At 52.2% G+C, this 22,305-nt stretch carries 23 protein-coding genes; 17 read left to right on the top strand and 6 right to left on the bottom strand.

Annotation, left to right across the window (positions count from 1 at the left end; translation table 11 throughout):
* Window positions 1-8: 8 nt before the first annotated feature.
* Window positions 9-887 carry an amidohydrolase family protein gene (locus HOJ08_01715; GenBank protein MBT5672155.1) on the top strand — a complete coding sequence of 293 codons (879 nt, stop codon included), beginning with the start codon at window positions 9-11 and terminating at the stop codon, window positions 885-887.
* A gap of 8 nt (window positions 888-895) precedes the next feature.
* Here the strand turns inward: HOJ08_01715 and msrA are convergent, their stop codons facing one another.
* Window positions 896-1,360 (bottom strand): peptide-methionine (S)-S-oxide reductase MsrA, encoded by a 465-nt coding sequence (gene msrA / locus HOJ08_01720; GenBank protein ID MBT5672156.1) that lies wholly within the window; start codon window positions 1,358-1,360, stop codon window positions 896-898.
* Between the two features lie 16 nt (window positions 1,361-1,376).
* Window positions 1,377-2,375 (bottom strand): ornithine cyclodeaminase family protein, encoded by a 999-nt coding sequence (locus HOJ08_01725; protein MBT5672157.1) that lies wholly within the window; start codon window positions 2,373-2,375, stop codon window positions 1,377-1,379.
* Window positions 2,376-2,548: 173 nt separating this feature from the next.
* On the opposite strand from HOJ08_01725, the gene HOJ08_01730 reads away from it, so the two are divergent.
* The 3 genes from HOJ08_01730 to HOJ08_01740 all read left to right on the top strand — a co-directional run bounded on the left by HOJ08_01730 (window position 2,549) and on the right by HOJ08_01740 (window position 3,880).
* Window positions 2,549-2,755, top strand: coding sequence for a hypothetical protein (locus HOJ08_01730; protein MBT5672158.1), 207 nt, complete (start codon window positions 2,549-2,551; stop codon window positions 2,753-2,755).
* A 106-nt stretch (window positions 2,756-2,861) separates the two neighbouring features.
* Window positions 2,862-3,287: a cytochrome c gene (locus HOJ08_01735; protein MBT5672159.1), complete on the top strand. Its 426-nt coding sequence runs from the start codon at window positions 2,862-2,864 to the stop codon at window positions 3,285-3,287.
* A gap of 41 nt (window positions 3,288-3,328) precedes the next feature.
* Window positions 3,329-3,880, top strand: a complete 552-nt coding sequence (locus HOJ08_01740) for a hypothetical protein (protein MBT5672160.1) — start codon at window positions 3,329-3,331, stop codon at window positions 3,878-3,880.
* A gap of 76 nt (window positions 3,881-3,956) precedes the next feature.
* On the opposite strand, the gene HOJ08_01745 is transcribed toward HOJ08_01740, so the two are convergent.
* From HOJ08_01745 to HOJ08_01755, 3 genes are all read right to left on the bottom strand, one after another.
* Window positions 3,957-5,276 carry a hypothetical protein gene (locus HOJ08_01745; GenBank protein ID MBT5672161.1) on the bottom strand — a complete coding sequence of 440 codons (1,320 nt, stop codon included), beginning with the start codon at window positions 5,274-5,276 and terminating at the stop codon, window positions 3,957-3,959.
* Window positions 5,277-5,451: 175 nt separating this feature from the next.
* Window positions 5,452-6,774 carry a hypothetical protein gene (locus HOJ08_01750; GenBank protein ID MBT5672162.1) on the bottom strand — a complete coding sequence of 441 codons (1,323 nt, stop codon included), beginning with the start codon at window positions 6,772-6,774 and terminating at the stop codon, window positions 5,452-5,454.
* 189 nt (window positions 6,775-6,963) lie between these two features.
* Window positions 6,964-8,229 (bottom strand): hypothetical protein, encoded by a 1,266-nt coding sequence (locus HOJ08_01755; GenBank protein MBT5672163.1) that lies wholly within the window; start codon window positions 8,227-8,229, stop codon window positions 6,964-6,966.
* 216 nt (window positions 8,230-8,445) lie between these two features.
* Here HOJ08_01755 and HOJ08_01760 point away from each other — a divergent pair, with 216 nt between their 5' ends.
* From HOJ08_01760 to HOJ08_01785, 6 genes are all read left to right on the top strand, one after another.
* Entirely contained in the window at window positions 8,446-9,855 is a 1,410-nt protein-coding gene (locus tag HOJ08_01760) for a hypothetical protein (protein MBT5672164.1), read from the top strand.
* 263 nt (window positions 9,856-10,118) lie between these two features.
* Entirely contained in the window at window positions 10,119-11,177 is a 1,059-nt protein-coding gene (locus tag HOJ08_01765; protein ID MBT5672165.1) for a gentisate 1,2-dioxygenase, read from the top strand.
* 206 nt (window positions 11,178-11,383) lie between these two features.
* Window positions 11,384-11,839, top strand: coding sequence for a hypothetical protein (locus HOJ08_01770; protein ID MBT5672166.1), 456 nt, complete (start codon window positions 11,384-11,386; stop codon window positions 11,837-11,839).
* 146 nt (window positions 11,840-11,985) lie between these two features.
* Window positions 11,986-12,864 carry a TauD/TfdA family dioxygenase gene (locus tag HOJ08_01775; protein ID MBT5672167.1) on the top strand — a complete coding sequence of 293 codons (879 nt, stop codon included), beginning with the start codon at window positions 11,986-11,988 and terminating at the stop codon, window positions 12,862-12,864.
* Between the two features lie 97 nt (window positions 12,865-12,961).
* Window positions 12,962-14,602: a UbiD family decarboxylase gene (locus tag HOJ08_01780; protein ID MBT5672168.1), complete on the top strand. Its 1,641-nt coding sequence runs from the start codon at window positions 12,962-12,964 to the stop codon at window positions 14,600-14,602.
* A gap of 41 nt (window positions 14,603-14,643) precedes the next feature.
* On the top strand, window positions 14,644-15,813 hold the full coding sequence (locus HOJ08_01785) for an acyl-CoA/acyl-ACP dehydrogenase (GenBank protein MBT5672169.1): 1,170 nt from the start codon (window positions 14,644-14,646) through the stop codon (window positions 15,811-15,813).
* A gap of 6 nt (window positions 15,814-15,819) precedes the next feature.
* Here the strand turns inward: HOJ08_01785 and HOJ08_01790 are convergent, their stop codons facing one another.
* Window positions 15,820-16,296, bottom strand: a complete 477-nt coding sequence (locus tag HOJ08_01790) for a cupin domain-containing protein (GenBank protein MBT5672170.1) — start codon at window positions 16,294-16,296, stop codon at window positions 15,820-15,822.
* Window positions 16,297-16,476: 180 nt separating this feature from the next.
* Between HOJ08_01790 and HOJ08_01795 the strand changes: the two genes are divergently transcribed.
* The 7 genes from HOJ08_01795 to HOJ08_01825 all read left to right on the top strand — a co-directional run bounded on the left by HOJ08_01795 (window position 16,477) and on the right by HOJ08_01825 (window position 22,280).
* Complete coding sequence (locus HOJ08_01795) at window positions 16,477-17,520, top strand: amidohydrolase family protein (protein MBT5672171.1); 1,044 nt, start codon at window positions 16,477-16,479, stop codon at window positions 17,518-17,520.
* 39 nt (window positions 17,521-17,559) lie between these two features.
* The gene (locus HOJ08_01800; GenBank protein ID MBT5672172.1) at window positions 17,560-18,084 is read left to right on the top strand and encodes a hypothetical protein; all 525 of its coding nucleotides are present in this window, start codon (window positions 17,560-17,562) and stop codon (window positions 18,082-18,084) included.
* Between the two features lie 7 nt (window positions 18,085-18,091).
* Window positions 18,092-18,598 carry a cupin domain-containing protein gene (locus HOJ08_01805; protein ID MBT5672173.1) on the top strand — a complete coding sequence of 169 codons (507 nt, stop codon included), beginning with the start codon at window positions 18,092-18,094 and terminating at the stop codon, window positions 18,596-18,598.
* A gap of 6 nt (window positions 18,599-18,604) precedes the next feature.
* Window positions 18,605-19,225, top strand: coding sequence for a DUF4202 domain-containing protein (locus HOJ08_01810; GenBank protein ID MBT5672174.1), 621 nt, complete (start codon window positions 18,605-18,607; stop codon window positions 19,223-19,225).
* A gap of 138 nt (window positions 19,226-19,363) precedes the next feature.
* Window positions 19,364-19,699 (top strand): PilZ domain-containing protein, encoded by a 336-nt coding sequence (locus tag HOJ08_01815; GenBank protein MBT5672175.1) that lies wholly within the window; start codon window positions 19,364-19,366, stop codon window positions 19,697-19,699.
* Between the two features lie 140 nt (window positions 19,700-19,839).
* Window positions 19,840-21,114 carry a hypothetical protein gene (locus tag HOJ08_01820; GenBank protein ID MBT5672176.1) on the top strand — a complete coding sequence of 425 codons (1,275 nt, stop codon included), beginning with the start codon at window positions 19,840-19,842 and terminating at the stop codon, window positions 21,112-21,114.
* 56 nt (window positions 21,115-21,170) lie between these two features.
* A complete protein-coding gene (locus HOJ08_01825) occupies window positions 21,171-22,280 on the top strand; it encodes an amidohydrolase (GenBank protein ID MBT5672177.1) in 1,110 nt (369 codons plus the stop codon).
* Window positions 22,281-22,305: the final 25 nt, after the last annotated feature.

Raw genomic sequence — 22,305 nt, forward strand, 5'->3', positions numbered from 1 at the left:
CCGGGCTGATGACAGGCGAAGCTGAAATCCGGGAACTCAGGGCGCCGCATGGGGCGCCCCATAAGCCGTCTTTCGAAATGCCAAAAGATGCCTGCGATACCCATTTTCATATTTACGAACCAGACATTGCCCTGAAGCCAGACCGGCGCTACACGGCGGTTAAAGCAGGTTTGAAAAATTATCGTCTCATGGCGGGGCGTTTGGGATTGCAACGCGGCGTGGTGGTCACCGGCAGTTCCATGACATCCAATGCGCCATCCCTAGCGGCCATCGCCGCCATGGGCGGGGATTTTAAGGGTTTGGCCCTGATCCAGCCCGATGTCACAGATGATGAACTGGAACGTCTGGCAGCAGGCGGCATGACCGGGTTTCGAATTTCAACCCGTTCCGTTGGCGGCATTGGGCCGGAACATCTGGGCGATCTTGCCAAACGGGTGGCAGGGCTTGGTTGGCATGTGGAAATACATATGCGTGACTTGGAAGAAGTGGTGGCGGTTTTGCCACAGCTTGAAAAGCTGACCATCCCCTACAGCATTGATCACATTGCCTATTTAGGGCCAGATCATGGCCCCGAAAGCCCGGAATTTTCCCGGGTGCGAGATCATTTGGCAGGTGCGGAAAACGCCTATATCAATATCTACAGCGTCTATAACCTGACCAAATCTGGCCCCCCTGCTTATGAAGATATGGTGGCCAATGTTGGGGCATTGATTGAAGCGCGGCCAGACCGCATTCTCTGGGGGTCCAATTGGCCCCATCCGACATTTGATGTGCCGCTGCCCAATGAAGGCGACCTGTTGGATTTTATCGGAAAAGCAGCCCCTGATCCGGTGCACCTTCGCCAGATCTTCGTTGATAATCCGGCCCGCCTATACGGCTGGGTTTAGGCCATCCTTTAGTGGCGAATGCCATGCTTTTCGAAATATCGCTGGTGGTATTCTTCGCCACGCCAAAAGGTTTCCGCTAATTTGATCTGGGTTGCGATGTCATCGCGGAAGCGACCTTCTTTATCAATTTTATCGCGCAAATCTGTTGCTGTTTTTTTCTGGGTTTCATTGGCGCAAAATATGGCGGAACGGTATTGATCGCCAATATCAGGGCCTTGGCGATCAATCTGGGTTGGGTCGTGGATGGTGAAAAACACGGATGCCAAATGCTCAAAGGATACCAGGGATGGATCAAAGGTGACTTCCACCACCTCTGCATGGCCGGTGCCATGGGAACAAATAGCTTCATAATCCGGATTTTGCGTGTGCCCGCCGGAATAGCCCACAGCCGTGTCTGTGACCCCCGGAATTTTTCTGAAATTGCTTTCAACGCCCCAAAAGCAGCCTGCTGCAAACATTGCTTTTTCAGCCATGGTCTTTTCCTCAAACTTAGCTTAAATCGGGCGCGGCACGACCGGGGTGGGGCAGTTGGGAACCGATGCCTTGTTCCTTGGCCCGGCGTAAAATTTCAACGCCGGCGGCAACATCGGCAAGCCCCACACCCATCCATTTAAATAATGTAATGTCGGCATTTTTCTTGCGGCCATTGCCCGTGGCGAGCAAGTTTGAAAGTTGGATCACGTCGGCCCAATCACCGGGGCCACCATCGTAAAAGGTTTGAAGTTCGCGGGAATTTTCCCGGCACTGATCCAGATTGTCCACCACGACCTGATCACACCGGGGCAAGATGTCATCGGCGATTTCGGCGAAGGCCGGGATGATGGCGCCGGCGGCATTGATATGGCACCCCGGTGCAATGTGTTCTGAAAACAGGAATGGTTCTCGGGCCCGGGTCACGGTGGTGATAATGGGCGCATCCCGCACTGCATCTTCAAGGCTGGCGGCCTCGATCACTTCGAAATCATATTTTTCACGGACCAGAGCGGCAAATTTAGCCCGGTTTTCAGGGGTTGGGCTGAACACGCGGAGCCGTTTCAGGGGGCGCACGGCATTGACGGCGGCCAACTGGGTGATGGACTGTTTGCCGGTGCCAACCAGCGCCAAATCATCGGCATGTTCATCGGCCATCCACCGGGTTGCGACAGCGGCAAGGGCGGCCGTGCGCATTTGGCCGAGAGCAACGGCTTCGATAATTGCCTTTAGCTGGCCATCATCGGTCCCGTGCAATAAAAGCAAGGGTGCAGATTTTCCGCCGACATTGCTCCATGCTTTGGCGCCGGCAAAACCGAGGCTGGGGTATTGCGCCCCGGTGATGTTGAGGCTGCCACCTTCCCAGACCGATTGACCCTTGTGCAGGTTTTTGGCATCCCCTGTGGCTTCCAATCGAAGCCCCGCTTCCAGGGCGGTGATGATGGCCGATAAATTGACCAGAGAGACAACCTCTGCCTCATTGATCCAGGGAAAGGTCTTTGGCATTGCATCGGTCATATTCTGCGGGCTCCATTGCAGGCGGTTTCAGTCTTTTTCTTGTAGCGCCGCTACGGGATAATATCCAGATTCCTTTCGAATATTTCATGGGGAGTTGCTATTTTTTTTGCCCATGGCCCTAAAATCACGTTACAAATAAATGGGTTTAAAGCTGATCAGGGGCAAAGATAAATATGGCTGACGTTCTTCCACAACAAAGGCTTCTTCTAGAGATTCTGGTGATGTCTGGTGATGTCGCGGTTAACGAAGGGGGTGGCGATTCCCTGCTTTGGCGCACCATTAAAGAATGCGAAGAAAAGAAGTGGCTTAAACGGCGCACAGTCAGCCAGGGATTCCACGGTATTTCGATTACAGATCCGGGCCGCACCGCAGTTTCGTAACGTTTGTTCATTCCGGAGTATGAAGGCTATGGCCCTTGTTTCACAAAAAGTACTGATGATTGGGTTGGCCTGTGCCGCTTTGGCAGGTGCAGGCGTGATCGCGTTCATGGCGGGTGGCGCAGACGATAAAGCAGAACATAAATACGACATGATTGATTCTGGTGATGCCCAATTGGTGGCCCAGGGGCATAAGGTCTATATGAAAGAATGTGCCAGCTGCCATGGAAAGTCCCTGAAGGGGCAAGCCAATTGGCAACAGCGCCAACCCGATGGCCTGTTGCTGGCACCGCCTCATGATGAAACCGGCCATACGTGGCATCACCCTGACGGGCACCTCTTTCGTTTGGTCAAAGATGGTGTCGGTGCCTTAATATCGCCAAATTATGTTTCTAGTATGACCCCATACAAAGACCGGTTGAGCGATCGCGATATTGCCGCCAGCATTGCTTATATCAAGTCCCGTTGGCCAAAAAAGATTCGCGAACGTCAGGGAAAAATAACCCAGAGCGCCATTGCCAACCAGTCTCAGTAAATTTGGTGGAGGCCAAAACTGAACAGCACTGGAGAGGATCTATGATCCCAATGAAAATCAAGTTTGTTACCATTTTTGTCTTGGCATGTGCCGCCACTGGGGCATTTTCCATGACCAGTGCTCTGGCCCATGGTCCCGGCGGTGATGTGCCGGCGGGCTCGGCTGAAGGCAGACATATGACGGGTCCCGGTATGATGGGGGGCTACGGTCAAAGTCAGCAACAGCAACAGCCCGGCTTTGGGCCCGGCAGGATGGGCGGTTATGGCTATCCCATGATGGGTGGTTATGGTCACCCCATGATGGGCAGCTATGGCCATCCGATGATGGGCAACTATGGCCATCCCGGCGTGATGGGTAATCGGCTCTATGGCAGTGGACGCCATGGGCTACGCGGTGGGAACTTAACCAAGGAAAAAGTTGCGGCTCATTTTAAGCGTCACCTTGAATGGCATGGCAACAAGCGCCTGAAGCTTGGTGCCATTAAAGAAACCAACAAGGATGTCTTTACGGTTGATATCGTGACCAAGGATAATTCTCTGGTGTCACGGTTTGAAATCAACCGCCATACCGGGGCCATGGGCCCGGTTGATTGATTTTATCCGCTTAATGCAGACATAAAAAAACGCCCCCGGAGCTTCCGGGGGCGTTTTAATTTGTAGGCGATAGGCCTTATTTTTTGCAGATGACCTGTTTGGCTTCCTGGCCAGCGCCGGGATAGACAAAGGTGCAGGTCATGCCAACCTTGATGGCCTTGCGTTTGGCCTTTTTGCCATTGATGGTGACCTTGGTCCGCGACCCAGACACCTTGGCTTTGACTTCCTTGCCCTTGTGCTTCAGGTAAATGCGCCGGTTGCCGCGTTTGGTCTTGGTGACCTTGCCGGTGTGCCGCGCCATTTTGACGACGGCAACCTTGGCTTTGCCGCGGAATTTCATCAGACCTTCAAGCTTGGCCAGAACAGCTTTCGGTGTTGCTGCCATGCCTTCAACGATCTTCTGGATTTCCTGGCCCGTGACCAGATTAACTTCGCGTTTGATTTTTGCCGCATCAGATAAGAACTTTGAATCCTTGGCCATGGCATTGAAAGCCGTGCGTAGAATCTTGATGCGATCTTTGGGCACACCAGGGGCCAGTGCAAAAGGACGACCCATAGCTTTGGCTGCAAAGAGCAGGTTGAAATGAGCCCGGGTTTCGGCTGTGCTGATGCCTGTTTTTTTGGCCCGTTCTTCGGTGATGAAATCATAGATCATGGGGATGCCCATTTTCTTCAATTCCGGATGCGGTACCAGCGACATTTGAACCAAGGGTTTGATATGGCCGTCGCTATAAAACCGGCCAGCGATATGTTTGAACGATGACCAGGACTGGCAGAGCCCTTCAGCTTCTTTGCGCTGAATGGCCATGTTGCCCGTGGTTGACGACGGATAGCCCTTGATGATCTGGAATTTGGTGCCCAGGGTGTTGTTAAACAGTGCGGGCTGGATTTCAGAATCGTTCGGACCAAAACCGGCCATCAAGATTGTTTTGCTGAAGGCTTCCTCGAAAGATTTGATGCCCGTGCGTGTGGCAACCACGCAAACGCCGGCTTCATTGGCCAGACTGCCAAGCCATTGCAGATTTTTGGCTTTAAAACGCGGTCCCTTGGTCCCCATAATTTGAACCAGGGCCAAATTGCGCTGCAAACCCGCGATAACGGTGCCGTCTTTGGGGGCAACATTAACAACAAAGTTGGCGGTAACGATGGAGCCAGCGCCGTCCTTGTTTTGAACCAGAAAACGGGGTGCGCCCGGAACAAAACGCCCGAAATGGCGGCTGATCATGCGAGCGTAGGTGTCATAGCCACCGCCGGGTGATGAGCCGATGATCATTTTGATACGCTTGCCCTTGTAAAAATCGGCGGCCTGTGCGCTCTGGGCTGGAAGCCCAAGGCCGACAACACTCGCCAGTGCGCCTGCCAAAACGCCAGACGAAATTGATTTAAACGAAATCATGATGAAACTCCCTGATTGCATGAATTGGATTTTTTTTGGTTATTGGGACGGAGCTTAACAGTGCTGGGGCAGGGATCAAGCCTTGTCTTGAACAGGTGTCTTGTCCGGGGTTTGGACACAAAAAAACGCCCCCGGGGTCCCCGAGGGCGTTTTAGAGGGCTGATAAGCCGATAGGTTACTTCTTGCAGATGACCTGCTTGGCTTCTGAACCGGCAGAAGGATAGACAAAGGTGCACGTCATGCCAACTTTGACGGCCTTGCGTTTGACCTTTTTGCCGTTAATCGTGACTTTGGTGCGTGAACCTGAGACCTTGGCTTTTACTTCTTTGCCCTTGTACATCAGGTAGATGCGACGGTTGCCTTTTTTGGTTTTGGTAACCTTGCCAGTGTGGCGTGCGAGCTCGACCTTAATGACTTTGACCTTGCCCTTGAACTTCATGAGACCATCAAGCTGGTCCAACAAGTTTTTAGGCGTTGCAGCCATTTTGGCAACGATCGCTTGAATCTCTGTGCCCGTGATCAGGTCCACGTCGCGCTTTTGCTTTTTGGCATCGGCGAGGAATTTGGAATCCTTGGCCATTGCTTCAAATGCGACACGCATGGTCTTGACGCGATCAGCCGGGACACCCGCTGCCATTGCAAAGGGACGGCCCATGGCCTTGGAGGCGAAGATCAAACGCAGGAAGCTGTTGACCTGATCAACGCTAAAGCCACCCTGGACCCGGTCTTTGGTTACGAAATCAAAGATCATCGGCACGCCCATTTTGGAGAGCTGTGCATTGGGCTTCAGAGACATCTGGACAACAGGGCGGATATTGCCATCGGTCAGGAATCGACCGGCCTGTGCCTGAAAAGAGGACCAGGACTGGCAGATGCCGTCCAGTTCACCGCGCTGAATAGCAAGATGCGCAGGCGGTGTAGAAGGATAGCCCTTGATCAGCTTGAATTTTGTGCCGAGCAGGTTGTTGAACAATGCGGGCTGCATTTCGGTGTCGTTGGGGCCAGTGCCGCCCATGACGAATTCGCGGTCAAAGGCTTCGGCAAAGCCGCCGACCTTAACACCGGTGCGTGTGGCAATGCCGCAAGCGCCGGCTTCATTGGCAAGACTGCCGAGCCAGTTGATTTCTTCGGCTTTAAAGCGAGGGCCTTTGGTGCCCATGATCTGAACCAGAGCAATGTTGCGCTGCAGGCCAGCAATAACGGTGCCGTCTTTGGGCAGGACATTGGAAACAAAGTTCATGGCAACGATTGAACCGGCACCATCCTTGTTCTGGACCAGAAAGCTGGGCTTGCCAGCAATGAATTTGCCGATGTGGCGGCTGATCAGACGGGCGTAGGTGTCATACCCACCGCCTGGGCCGGAGCCGACGATGATTTTGACGCGCTTGCCTTTGTAAAAATCAGCAGCCTGGGTGTCTTGGGCAGCAAGCCCAAGTCCGAAGGTGCCAACCAAGGCCGCACACAGTGCCTTGGATGTAATGGATTTGAATGAACGCATATTGAAACTCCCCTTATTGTTTTTACCTGATGAAAGATCACTGAAAATTATGTTCTGATTGGGGCGGATCATAGCAATGCTTTTTGGGGGATCAAGCCTTGATATGTTAACCAAGGAGGCGAATTAAGGCATAAAAAACGCCCCCGGAGCTCCCGGAGGCGTTTTTTATTTGTTGCTTGGTGGAAGCGGTTACTTTTTGCAGAGAACCTGCTTTGCTTCCTGGCCCGCACCGGGATAAACGAAGGTGCAGGTCATGCCAACTTTGATGGCCTTACGCTTGGCCTTTTTGTCATTAACCATAACCAGGGTGCGCGAACCCGACACCTTGGCTTTTACTTCTTTGCCTTTATGCATCAGGTAGATGCGACGGCCACCGCGCTTGGTCTTGGTGACCTTGCCCGTGTGGCGTGCCAGGCCGATTTTAACCTTTTGCTTTACGCCCTTGTAACGGGTGTAGTTGTCCATTTTAGCGATAATGGATTTTGGCGTTGCGGCCACTTCGGCAATCATCCCCTGGATTTCAGAACCAGAAACAAACACGACGTCGCGCTTTTGCTTTTTGGCATCGGCCATGAAGCCCTTATCTCGAGCAACAGCCTCGAAGGAAGCTCGCATCATTTTGACCACGTCTTTTGGAACTTTTGGGCCCAGCATATAGGGCCTGCCCATAACCTTTTGGGTCAGCATCAGTTTCCAGATGAGTTTGTGTTCTGGATTACTGACAAGATCCGTGATCAGGGGAACGTTTTTAAGCTCTGTCGGATGTGGCTTAAGCGCATTTTGGGCAAGGAACGTAAATTCCGTTTTCCATTTTGGATTACGCGCCGTCAGCGAGGAAAAGGATGACGTATAGCCCTGGACTTCGCCACGGCGCATGGCCAGTTCGGTGTTGGTAGAACCGGGGTAGCCGGTAATGATCCGAATTTTGGTGCCAAGCGTGTTGTTGGCAAGGGCTGGAAAGATTTCCGTATCATTGGGGCCAGAACCACCAAAGATCACTTCCTTGACCATGGCGTCTTGCAACGTGCGTATTTTGGTGTGTTGGTTGAACACAGCAAAAACACCGACCTCAGAATTAAGGCTGCCCAGCCAATTGATCTTTACCGGATCATATTGCGGGCCTTTCTGGCCAAAGATGGGAAGGAACGGGATGTTGCGCTGAACCCCACCGACAACCGTGCCATCTTGTTTGGCAACGTTGTAGATGAAGTTGGTTGCAACCACACTGCCAGCACCGGGCCGGTTTTTAACAAGAAACTTTGGGTTGCCGGGAACATGTTGGCCCCAGTGACGCGCAAGGGTGCGACTGTAGGTGTCATAACCACCCCCGGCACCAGACCCCACAATGATGGATACTTTTTTGCCCTTGAAATTTGGGGCGGCATCCGCAGACACAATTCCCAGTGCACCAATTGCCCCGATCAGGGCCAGTGCCGATAAACGAAAATACTTCATGAAATCTCCTGTGATTGATTGGTTTCGAAGAGAAGCTATGCAAACGTTAGCATGGCTTCTCGGCGGTGTGCTATTTCTTACAGGTAATTTCTTTGCCTTTATAAAAATCAGAAAATGAATTTGCATTCACCGGTGATTTGAAAAATGCGGTTCCAAACGCTGCAATGACAATGGATTTTGATAAATTTAACAACGCAAATAGGGTGCCCCCCGATTATGGTAAAAATAATTCAGAAAAAACCCCAAAAACGGGGGCTTTCCTTGCCCAAAAAAATGAATCGCAAAGCCGTTGTCGCCACCAACAATGCTGTGTTTGCAATTCGACCCCGCGCAAAATCACGCAAAGAAGACATTTTTCGAATTTCTTCCCTTGGCCTCGATTGGGATATCGGTGCAATGGTCTATGGGCCTAAAAAGGGTGCGATTACCCGTGGGGCCGATGGCAAGAAAGCGGGTTTTTTCCTCCTTCATGGGGGTAACAGCGATTACAAGGCAGTGGAACCGCTGGCCCAGGTGTTGGCAGAACGCTTTGGCTACAAGGTTGTTTCCATGACCTTTCCGGGCAGGCTTTATTTCCCCGCAAAAAACCGGAACTGGCCGGGCGATACGATTAATGAAGATGGCACGGCGCGCATGCCCATCTGGAAACGCGGTGAGGTCATTACGCCAGATCAATACAAATTGGTCCGGGAATATTCTCTGGCGGATCGGTATGGCGTGCGCACCTTGGCCCGGGCGAAACCAGGAACCCTGTTTCACGCGCGGATGGCCGCGTGGCCGGTGGCTTTTGATGATGCCATGATAGAGGCGTGCCGGCGTCATTTCCCACAAGATGACTATTCGGTCTATGCCCATGGTCATTCAACCGGCGGCGCTTTTACGGCGATCTTAAGCCAGCGGTTGCCAAATATGGTTGGCCATACAGAGGTCGAAACCGCACCCATTGGCACCATTAATCAGCGCAAGCATGGCTGGTCCGGGTCTCTTGGCAAAATCAAGGGCCATGATAAGGGTGCGGAAATCAGTAAGGGCGGCACGGCAGGGTTGGCGGACCCTTTCACGGACCTTTATCTCCGAACCTGGCGGGATCGTGCCCGATATAGCGGACCCGAAGCCTTGGGCAAAGAGGGCCCCGGCGCTTTGATGCGTCTGCCATCGTTAATGGAGAAAATTCTGGATGGTTGGAAAACCGAACGGCTTGCGCCTCAGTTCAAGGCCGAATTTCTGATAACCCACAACATTGTGCCATCCCTGACCAAAGCCGCCCGGGCAGCGGCCCGGCGACTGGGCTATGCCCCGGCCCAAACCCGAGCTTTGGTTGAACGCTATCTTGATTATGGGCGGTATCTCACCGGTTCTGATGTGAAGCCCGTGCCGCCATCGCTGTTCGTCAATTCATGTTACAGCCGTGATAATTCCGAAGAAGCGTTCAGGGAAGTGATCTTGCCCATGTTGGCTGAATTGCGTCCCGCGCCCAAGACACATCTCATTATGCTGGATGCTTCCAAACATATTTATATGGAACCAGATGGCGATGACTTGCCCCTTGGCATGGCCCCGGTGGCAGCATCGCTTTTTAATGATGCGGTTCGCGGTGGATTTTTCCTCGATAAATCAAAGCGTTAAATCATAAACCCAGACTTTTGTCGGTCGGTCTGTGCCGACATACATACATTTCAATTTTTTTTACCTTGACTTGGTTAGGTATCTAACGGTATTTAGTTAGTTAGCTTACTAATACTCGTTGCCGGTCACGGTAACTAGGCAAGATTTAAAAATGAAACTGACAGGAAATGGAGACCACGATGGCTGATAATGCCCCCCAATTTATAGATTATTCCGGTTCGCAGCAAAATGGCGAGCATACCCATGGTGATCATTCTCTCGATTTGTGGGAGCCAATGATCATCCCCCGCGCACAGGTGGAATCAGAAATTGACCGCTTGGCATCTATTCCCACGCCAAATAACGGCGTGCGGCGTTCGCGCATGGTTCATCCGCGTTCGGTTGACGAAAAGGCCCATAGCTGGGCACCAGGCATTGATGTCAGCCTTGATGTCATGTTGCCGGGAGAGCGTACAAAGGCCGTGCGTCAAAATTCTGGCGTCGTGAATTTCTGTATCAGGGGCAGTGGTTCCATGGTCCAGAATGGCAAAGAGACCACGTTCAGCCAGTATGATGTTGTCACCACGCCATCCATGTGGGTCCATGAATACGTCAATGACACCAGTGAAATTCAGGTACGGTTGCGCTATTCAAACGGTGCCTTGCTGGAACGCCTTAACATTCATTACATTGATGAAAATCCCCCGGCCCATGGTGCCATCAGCGACGACTTGACGGCAACGGCGGAAGAAATTTCCGGCGATCATGCTTCCCGGTATGGTGCGTTTAAAATGACGGATGAAGGTGCCTGGTTGATGCCCTATGAAGGGTTGGTCAATCCGCCAGTGGCAAAAATTGTTTCCCATCACTGGCCTTGGGAAAAGGTCAAGGCAGAGCTTGATAAATATGCCGAAGGCTTAGGACAGGATTACGAAGGACGCAGGTTGTATCTGCTTTATGATCCCGTCACCGGTCGTGCCAATGGCACCACCCAGAATTTCTTCGCCACCATCACCCATCGCCCTGCGGGCATCAGTGATCGTCCCCATCGCCATGCATCGGCAGCCATGAATTATTATTTCAGTGGCTCAGGTCATTCGGTGGTTGAAGGCAAAGAATATTCCTGGGAAGACGGAGACTTCATGTTCTCAGCCCCCGGTTGGGCCACCCATGCGCATACGGCCGATGTTGGCCCTGTGTATGAACTGACCATTCAGGATATGCCCATGTGTATCAACAATGATTGCCTTTTGTGGCAGGAAGATATGAATGGTCCCATTTCTCTTCTTGGCTCCCATGATGGTTTCCAGACCAATCGTGAGGGATTAGCCAAAGCGAGCTGACGGTCTGAGTATGTAGGCCGTTCAGGAGGGCGAGGACATTATGGTCTCCGCCGGTTCTTGCCCTCCGACCTTCGGGCCCGGGTTTGATCATCACTATGATCTAACCCGGGCCCTTCTTCTTATCTGGCTTCTTTGCTTGGAGCCCGGGCAAGACTGTGAGTATGATTTCCCCTGATAAAGCGATGTCTATGACAGGGGGGAAAATCATGAGCGCAACAGAACCATCACCGGAAACGGCCGAATGTCGTTTGAGTGCATCTTTGGCTTTGCTGAGAATTTCGCTTGGGCTGTTTTTATTGGTCTGGGCCGTTATGAAATTTGTTTTGCCTAAGGGCACCATCAACATCTTCAAAAAATTCTATGGCCTGAACATTGATGTTGATCTGTCACTGTGGATCGGGATTGCACAATGCGTGCTGGCAGTGGCGATCATTGTCGGGTTCGCCCGGTTTTGGAGCTACGGCGCAGGGCTTTTGGTTCATGCGGTTTCAAGCCTTTCCAGTTGGAAAGAAGTTCTGGACCCATGGGGGATGTACCTGAATACCCAGCCAAAGATGCTGTTTTGGGCCGGGGTGCCGGTTTTGGCCGCATTTGTGTTGTTGTGGCTGGTGCGCGAAAGAGACTTATGGTCGCTGGACCATTGGCTCGGTCGTTCCACATAACAAATATGGCATAACGCAAGAGCCTATATCTGGCTTTGATGAAGACGAAGCCCCGGCTGGCCTGTATGTCTGGCCTACACATTGACGGGGCCCATGTTTTGTAAGAAAATGTGGGATTAAATATCCGTATATAAAAGGGTACTCATATGTCTTCTGTAATTTCCCCCAGCATCAAAGATTTCGTCGGCGCACCTTTGCCTGAAGGTGTACAGGTTTCCGAAATCAAACCCTCTATTGGGGTCCATATTACGGGCTATGAGTTTGATGGTGTTGCGGTCGCTGATGATTTCCGGACGGCTATGCGCGATCAATTGCACAATCGGGGCCTGTTGTTGTTTGAGCCTGGTACCATGACAGCGGAAAATTTCACTACATTTGCAGGCTGCCTTGGCGAATTTTTTAGCTATGACGGACCGCATACGCCCCGCGCTGAAGAAAATGCCGATGCGACGGTGATCAACGCGGAAAAAGATGACTACCTGCGCAACCATGTCTGGCACGCCGATGGTGGGTTTCGCATTGATGCCCCAGCTTTTACGGCCCTGTATGGCATGGAGATACCAGCATCCGGTGGTGACACCATGTTTTCAAGCGGTGCCTATGTCTATGAACAACTTGACCCGCTGTTTGCGCAATATCTTGATTCTCTCTCTGTGATCCAGTCCCCCGATGCAACCGGCCACATCACCGACCGCTATCTCGATAAGGAGGCGGCCGCCCAAGCCCGCTTGCGCATGCCGCCCTTTGAAATGCCCCTGATCCGCGAGCACCCGGTGACGGGCCGCAAATGGGTTGCGGTGAACGAATCTTATGTTTGCTATATCAAGGGTGTTGATCGGGTGCACAGCCAGAATATCCTTGGCATTTTGTTCGACATGATCAAATCACCAGAAGCGACCTGCCGGATTGAATGGAAGCAAGGTGCGCTGGCGGTCTGGGATAACCGGGTTGTACAGCACCGGGCGATCAAGGATTACACGGGCACTGCGAAGCGCCGTCTCTATCGCTGCACGATGACAGCTTAGGGAAACCCCGCTCCAGTTTTTCGATGACCCTCATGACCCCATGACCGGTGGCCGTACCCGCCGTTTAAGATCAGTACCGATTAGATAAAGGCATCCCATGAACGACCAAAAAGTTAATCACGCCCCGCTTGATATGCGCGAACATCTTGAACGCCTTGAGGCCAAGGGTCTGCTGACGCGCATTGATGAACCGGTGAATAAGGATACCCAACTCCATCCCTTGGTGCGCTGGCAATTTGTTGGCGGTTTGGCAGAAACCGAGCGCCGCGCCTTTATGTTTACCAATGTATTTGGTGCCGATGGGCGCAAATTTGAAACCCCGGTTGTGGTTGGTGTATTTGCAGCAAATCCGGAAATTTATGCCGTCGGCATGGGGGCGTCTGTTGAAAATATCGGCGATGTCTGGAATCGCGGGATTGCGGTGCCGATAGAACCGGTGCAGGTCGATAATCCGCCCTGCCAGGAAGTTGTCATCAAGGGCGAGGATTTGCGCAAACCCGGCGGCGGGCTGGCATCATTGCCCATCCCAATCTCAAGCCCCGGATTCGATTCTGCCCCGTATCTGACAGCAACGCTTTGCGTGACCAAGGACCCGGAAAATGGCATCCGTAATATGGGCACTTATCGCGCAGGTCTCAAAGCGACAGACCGATTGGCGGTACGCATGGCCACGCGATTGACCGGTGCAGGCGGCTATGCCCATTGGCTGAAATACAAGCAACGCGGCGAACCCATGCCCATTGCCATCGTCCTTGGGGCGGCACCGATCATCCAATATACCGGTCCTCAGAAGCTTGCCATCGACAGCGATGAAATGGCGGTGGCTGGCGGGCTTGCGGGTGCACCCATGCGCGTCACCAAGGCATTGACCGTCGATCTTGAAATTCCGGCAGATGCAGAAATTGTCGTCGAGGGCCTGATTGATACCGATGTTGTCGAGCCAGAAGGCCCGTTCGGCGAGAGCCACGGTCATATTGCGTTGGAAGAATTTAACATGTCGATGCAGGTGACCGCGATCACTACGCGGAAAAACCCGATTTTGCCATCAATCGTCAGCCAGGTGACGCCGAGTGAGTCGAGCGTCATTAAAAAGGTCGCCTATGAACCCTTGTTCCTGCACCATCTGAAAGTGGCGATGGGGGTGAAGCATCTTACCGGTGTTGTGATGCACGAACCCTTGTCGAACCTGCGGCCGATCATTTTCTTGCAGTTCGAAACAGACACACCGCAGACAGAGATTTGGCGTGCCATGGAAGGGGCGGCGACCCTTCAGGCCCAATGCGGCAAGATCGTTATTGCCGTGACCGATGATGTTGATCCCCATAATGCCGATGCGGTCTTTTGGTCAATGGCCTATCGGTCCAATCCCATCAAGGATGTTTTGATCAAACCCTACCGTCCGCGAACCCATGGGCCAAAACAGGAAGATACGTCCAATTCAACCATGCTTATCGATGCCACGTCCAAAAGCCCGATGCCGCCGCTGGCATTGCCGGCGAAGGAATTCATGGAAGACGCCAAGGCCCTTTGGGAAAAGATCGGGCTGCCAACGTTAAGCCCGCAATCGCCATGGCATGGTGTGCATCTAGGCGATTGGGGCGACAGTTGGGAGCAATTTGCTCAGGCCGCCATCAAAGGCGAGTGGGAGCGTAATGGCCAAATTTCCCATCAACGCCGACGTTCATCGGATGATGTCCATCCGGAAACACCGGTGCGGCGGGTGGAAAAGGATATTTAGGCGCGCCCGCCGACACGCTGCGGCACCCATGCCTGGAATACCTGTGGGAGAGACATGTGAGCGATGATGCATTAGCACAAATTCGGACTCAAATTCGCGCCCTTTGTGCAAAATTTCCCGGTGAATACTGGCGCACCCACGATCAAAATCGGACCTATCCACGTGAATTCGTTGATGCCTTGACCGAAGGCGGTTGGCTTGCCTGTTTAATTCCCGAAGCTTATGGCGGTAGCGGTCTTGGGATTACCGAAGCGGCAGCCATTCTTGGCGAAATTCATAAGTCCGGCTGCAACGGTGCGGCGGCGCATGCCCAGATTTACACCATGGGCACCGTGTTGCGTCACGGCAGTGACCAGCAGAAAAAAGAAATCTTGCCCGAAATCGCCGCCGGTCGTTTGCGTCTGCAGGCCTTTGGCGTCAGTGAGCCGGAAAGCGGCAGCGATACCCTTTCTTTAACCACCGCCGCCAGACGCGATGGGGATGATTACATCATTGATGGATCAAAGGTATGGACATCACGGGCTGAACATTCGGATCTGATGTTACTTTTGGTCCGCACCACACCAAAAGAAGACGTCAAACGCCGCACTGATGGCCTTTCGGTGTTTCTGGTGGATATGAAACAGGCAAAAAACAACGGGATGGAAATCAGGCCCATTCGCACCATGATCAACCATGCAACGTGCGAAGTTTTCTTTGATGGATTGCGGGTGCCAGTATCGGCATTGGTGGGCGAGGAAGGTGGTGGGTTTCGCTACATTCTGGATGGCATGAATGCCGAGCGTATACTTATCGGTGCGGAATGTGTGGGCGATGGGTATTGGTTTACCAATCAATCCACGCAATACGCCCGGGAACGCAAGGTCTTTGATCGCCCGATCGGCCAAAATCAGGGCATCCAGTTTCCCATTGCCAAGGCTTACGCCGACATTTGTGCAGCAGAATTAATGGTGGAAAAAGCGGCCTTGTTGTTTGATGCGGGCGAGACTTGCGCACGTGAGGCCAATATGGCGAAGCTGTTGGCATCAGAGGCATCATGGGCGGCGGCTGACACGTGCATGCAAACCTTCGGGGGCTATGGGTTTGCCGAAGAATATGATGTGGAGCGAAAATTCAGGGAAGCACGGCTTTATCGCACGGCACCAATATCGAGCAATATGATATTGGCCTATATCGCCGAACATGTGCTCGACCTGCCAAGATCTTATTAAAATCTGCTATTCGAAAAATGCGCCTTCAATGATTTGGGGTTTGGTTGCCCCTGATTTTTGGGCGCGGCCGGGCACCGGTTCGCCGTTTGGTGAAATACGTTCGCCTGAGTGTATGGTGGCTTTCCCTGCCCCCATTCGAAGCAGCACCAAGGGTACATCCTTTGATGGGTTGGAAAAGCCGTAAAAACATCCCTTGGGTAAAATGATGCTCTGGTTTTTACCAACGACAGGCAAGGGACCATCCAGGGTTAAAAACTGAGCCTCGCCATCAAGCACAATAAAAATATGGTCTTCTTCTAAATGGGCGTGCATATCATTTTCGCCAATTCCGGGGGCATAGCAATGAACCCGCATGGTCATATGTTCGGTTTCGCCCAGCAATATTTTGTGATGTCCTTCGCTCACCAGTGGGATGCGAATATCTGCAATTTCGGGTTTGATTGCCTGGCATTCTTCAAGGCTCAAAACTGTGTCAGCGCTCATAAAATCCTCCCGGATCCGTGTTGGATATTGGTCGGGGTTCCTACCCGTTTTGTCAAGTTTACCCCGCTTTGACCTTCTTGCAATGCGCCTTAAGTGCGTGCCCCTTGCTGGACTCTCCCTTTGGGGCGGGATTATGATGATTTAGCTAAAATAAAAAGCAGTAAACAGGGGGCATCCGAAATGTCAGGTTCAATCGCCGCAATTGATGCAGATGGTCATATTCTTGAACAACAAGATGAGATCAGAAAATATCTGGATGGCCCTTCAAAGGGCAGGACAACCAATTTATGGCCCGGTGGCCAGCCTTGGGATAATGACCTAAGCGGGGATGTTGTCGCACCGTGTGGGTATAAACGAGCCATGGATTCAAAGGCCCAGCGCGAGGTATGGAGCAACATTTTAGATGATCATAACATCGAAATGGCGGTTTTGTTTCCGACCGGTTCCGGCAATGTTGCCAAAAATCAGGAACCCGGATTTGCCAAGGATGTGTGCCGTGCGGTGAACCGTCATTTTTCCAATGACTACATGACAGACCGCTTGTTCCCCCTTGGGGTGCTGCCCATGTGTGATCCCCAAGCGGCAGCGGCAGAAGTTGAATATGCAAGCTTGGAGCTGGGATTGAAGGGGTTTGAAGTGGTGACCGATGGCCTACCTTTTGGTCTTGGCGATCCATTTTTTGACCCGATCCATGAAGTGGCTGAAAAATGTGGGGTCACCATTGGGGTTCATGGAACCCGCCATTGGGCCCATGAATGGGGTGCGGGTAAGTTGAAAACCTTTTCCGAAGTCCATGCCTATGGGTTCACAGCCGGGATCATGCTGCATTTTACATCCGTGTTGTGTCAGGGCCTGACCGTCCGGTTCCCGAAGCTTAAAATGGGATTTTTGGAAGTTGGCGCCACTTGGCTGCCGTATTATCTGGACCGGTTAGACGAACATTGGGAAAAGCGGATGAAAGTGGATATGCCGCTGCTCAAGAAAAAACCATCGGAGATTTTCCGCGATTCATTATTGAAGGTTTCAATTGAGGGCAAGGAATCGATGCTTTCAGAAACCATCGATATTGTTGGTGCCGATCGTTTGGTCTATGCCACCGACATGCCCCATTGGGATGGCGAATTTCCAGAAAACCTGGAAGAAATTCGTGCAACCAACAGCTTGACCGATGCCCAGAAGCAGGCCCTTTTGTATGACAATACAAAGGAACTCTTTAGCCTGTAGGCATTAAAGGTTTGAACACTAAAAAAACGGGAGAGAAATATGGCCGATGTCGCACCATCAGAAGCAAGCGTTCCCGGGGAGGAAGAAGCCCACAAGGATGCAGAAAATCGCATCCAGAGCTTTAAATACACAAAACCCGAAGACTTTGAAGCCACCAAGGGGATCATCCGGCTTTGCCATTCGGATATTCTTCAAGGCCTTGTTCAGGTCATCAAGTCCGGGGGTGAAAACAACCTGCATTTTCACGAAGGCATGGACACCTACTGGATGGTGTTGAAGGGACGGGCCGCGTTTTACGGTCCCGGCGATACCTTGATCGCCGAATACGGTCCAATGGAGGGATTGATGATGCCCCGTGAGGCGCGCTACTGGTTTGCCAAGGCGTCCGATGATGAAGATTTGGAATTGCTTCAGATCATTTGTTACGAAGACAACATCAACAACACCAAGCGCATCAACACATCAAAACGGAAAATTCCCGCAGGCGCCACACCATGGTTCGACGCCACCGAAGACAACGCCATTCTTGACCGCTCCAAGCGGGCAGATATCAACGATCGATGAGGACGCCATGTCAGATGCAGAATTAAAATTTTCTGATGAAGAAGAAGCGATGCATGCCGAAGCTGAGGCTAACATCCAGAATTTTAAATACGCAAAACCCGAAAGCCTTGGCGATGCCAACAAGGGGCTGGTCAAACTTTGCGGATCAGACATCCTGAAGGGGATTGTTCAGATCATCGAAGATGGCGGCGAAAACAACCTGCATTTTCACGAAGGCATGGACAGCTTCTGGATGGTGTTGAAGGGCAGTGTTGCTTTTTATGGCCCCGAAGACGAACTAATCGGCGAATACGGCCCAATGGAGGGGTTGTTGATGCCCCGTGGTGCCAGATACTGGTTCGCCAAAACGTCCGATGATGGGGATGATCTGGAATTGCTTCAGGTCGCAAGCTACGACGAAGATACCCGCTCAGCCCGCAGAATTTCTGTCGCGGGTGGCAAAACCGGCACCAACCGGAACCAATGGTTCGATGGGCAAAAAGGCAATAAGCCCATAGACAAGACTGAGGCTTAAACCCGCGTGGCAAACCACGGGCAAGGCGATGGCTTTACAGCGGCCATCGCTGCCATTGATGGGGTCAATGAACAAGACCCCAAATTGGAATCAACGCCAAACGGCGAAATCCCCGCTGCCCTTTTATACGGCCAGCGGATGAGCCGCTGGTTGTTGCAATTGGCACCCGATGCATCTGTGCCTTTGCGCCTTGCCGTGCGGGCCCAGCATGTCGGGCGCTGGAAAATTCCCCGGTCTGATTACCCAAAAGGCAGAGACGGCTATCTTCAATGGCGGATCGACCAAATGGCGGCCCACGCTGAAACCGCAGGGGCGATATTGCTGGCGGTCGGGTTTGAAGCCCCTGTTATTTCCAAGGTTCAGGATTTATTGCAAAAGAAATCTCTGAAGCGTGACCCAGAAGCCCAAGCCCTGGAAGATGCAGCCTGTCTGGTGTTTCTGGAAACTGAATTTGATGCCTTTTCCGAACGCTATGACGATGACAAGGTTGTGGATATTTTGCAAAAAACATGGGCGAAAATGTCGGAAAATGGCCACGATCAGGCCGGCGCATTGGTCGCGCGCCTGTCTGAGAGAGGGCAGCAATTGGTTGAGCGTGCACTTTCCCCCCGGGGGGATAAAGCATAAAATTTTATCAATTGATGGCACTTGGCCCTCCAATGACATCTTTTGTTAAGTGATCGTTGATGAATTTTTGGCATATATGGTTCATTGATTAATGCGCAGCCAAAATCAATGCGTGAGTAGAGGGTTCATTCGGTGTCAATGATTTGTGAAGATAGGCTTACGACGGGCCGTGAGCGTCGCCGCCAAGTTCGCAATGCAATCAACCTTGATGGCCGGGTGAGCGTTTCAGGACGGTCTGTATCCTGCAAAATTCATAATATATCCAAGGGTGGTGCGTTGATTGATGCAATCGCTGCGTTTCGCATTGACGATAAAATAAATTTCGAAATTCCAGAATATGGTGCCCTTACGGCGCGCGTTGTCGGGGTTACCTCGACGTCCATCGCCATGACCTTTGAAGATCACGATGAAGCATCCCTGGACACCTTCATTTCTGCGCGTCTTGAAATGCTCAAGGCGTCAATGACCGTCTGACAAACAGGCAGCTCCAGCCCGCATTAGTCCCCTTAAAACCTGCCCCTCCCTGTCAGTCAAATTGACTTTGTCATCCTTCGCCGCCATCATAAGTGCAACCAGATATAAATCTGGATCATAAAGCCGTGGGAGGCAACATCATGACCAACACAGGTAAGTTATTCGCGTGCGCAAGCGTTGCGTTTGCAGCAACATTGGCCCTGCCGGGACAGGCGACGGCCGATGCCGTTTCCGATGTCTTGAAGGGCAAAAAAGTTTCCATGTATATCAGTTCGGGCGCGGGCGGCACCAATGATGCCTATGCCCGTATTGTTGCCCATCATCTGGGCAAACATCTGCCGGGGAACCCCCGGATTTTGCCGCGCAATCTGCCGGGCGCCAGTGGCCTCAGGGCGGCCAAGTTCCTGTATAATGTCGCGGCCAAGGATGGCACGATCATGGGTGTGGTGCAGCGTTCCGTTGCGGTGCAGCCGATCCTCGGCATCAAGGCAGCGAACTATGATTCGTCCAAGTTCAACTGGGTGGGCAGCACCAATTCCGAAGTTTCCGCCGGCATTGTCTGGCACACATCTGCCGTTCAGTCTTTTGATCAAACCTTCAAGCAGACCCTGATCGTTGGGTCGTCGGGTATAGCATCGGATACCGGGGCTTTCCCAAGGGTGCTTAATTTCTTCCTCGGCACCAAATTCAAAATTATTCATGGCTACAAAAGTGGGTCCGATATTTCCCTGGCGCTGGAGCGCAAGGAAGTTCATGGCCGGCTGGGTTGGTCGTGGTCGTCCATCAAGAGCCGTGCCGCCAAGCAGCTTAAAAGTGGCAAGTTCAAGGTGATTGTCCAGATGGGCCTGAACAAGGCCCCGGATCTTGACGCGCCGCTGGCCCTTGATTTTGCCAAGACCCCTCAGGACCGCAAGGCCATGGAGGTGATCTTTGCCGCGACCACAATCGGTTGGCCGTCGCTGTTGCCCCCAGGTGTGCCGGCCAACATGGTCAAGGCCTATCGCACCGCATACCGGGCAACCATGAAGGACCCGGGTTTCCTGAAAAGCACCAAAAAGCGCCGTCTTCCGGTCAACCCGGTCTTTGGCGTGGAAATCCACAAAATTCTTGATCGGATCAAGGCTTTCCCCGCTGCCGATATCGCTCTGGCCCAGAAAGCCTATAATTCTGGAATGGGCAATGCGACGAAGGTCAGGCTGATCAAGGTCAGTGGCAAGATTTCGAAGGTCAACAAAAAGGGCTCGAAACTGACGCTGGCTTCCAGTGGCAAGAAGGTCAAGGGCCGGGTGTCACGACGCTCCAAGATCAAGATTGCTGGCAAAAAATCGAAGCGTAAAGCGCTTAAGGTTGGCATGAATTGCTCTATGTCGTTGGTGGCCAGTGGCGCAGTCGTTCACAAAATGTCTTGTAAGTAACCATCATAGCGGGGCGGGCGGAAACGCTCGCCCCGTATTCTTTAGGGAGGATGCTTATGCTAACCATTGATACCGATTCCCATCTCAGGGATGAATATGTTTGGGATGAAATTTATGATCTCAAAGGTGAATTTGCCGACAAAAAGCCAAAGAAAATATCGACCGGCAAATATCCCATCGACAACAAATTTGAATATTCCTTCTTCCCTTGGACGAAAAAGGAAGAGAAATCTTACAACCACCACTGGATTTATCATCCCGATGATAATTTCATGGATGGTGAAATGGCTGAGCGTCAAATTGGCGGGTACGACATGGATGTCCGGCTCAAGCACAATGACATCGCCCAGGTCCAGTACCAGATGATCTTTCCCACCAACATCACCGCCCCCGCCACGGCACCCGGTCCCTTGGGTGCCGCATTGGCACGATGTTACAACGACTGGGTCAAGAAACTGGTTGCAGGCAAGGAAGATCGGCTATGGCCGGTTGGGATCATGCCTGCGGGTCATCCCGAAGCCATGGCCGCAGAAGCCGAATACTGCGTCAATGTTTTGGGCTTTAAGGCTTTGCACATGGCGTGCTTCACCGAAGAACACACGGTTGATGATGAATGCTATCACAACTTCTATGCCACCGTGGAAAAGCTGGGCGTGCCGTTGTTTGCCCATCCCAATTCACGCGGTCCATCCCAGAGCAAGTTCAGCACCTTTACTCAAATTCATGCGTTGGGCCGTCCGTTCAACAGCTGCATGGTTTTGATGGGCATGGTGCTGGGGGGGATTTTCGACAAATTCCCGAAGCTCCAGGTGGTGTTCTTTGAATGCACGGCGGAATGGCCGCTGTATTGGATGCATCGCATGGATGATGATCACAAATTTACCGACAGGCCTATCTTCAGAGACCATGGCATGGGGCAAATAGAGCACCTGCCGTCTTACTATATGAAGAAAAACTGCTGGTATTCGTGTGAATCCGATGAAGGACCCATGACCCAGACGATTGAGGAAATTGGTGCGGATCGCATTTTGTTTGCATCCGATTATCCTCATTTTGACAGTGAATATCCCAACACCGTGCCTGATATTATGGCGAACACGGGCATTTCGGATAAGCACAAGGAAATGATTTTTGGCAAAAATGCAGAAGTTCTTCTGAACCTCTAGCTGAAGCCGGATTTAAAAAACGGGC

The sequence above is a fragment of the Rhodospirillales bacterium genome, assembly GCA_018666775.1.
GTDB lineage: Bacteria > Pseudomonadota > Alphaproteobacteria > SMXQ01 > SMXQ01 > JABIXC01.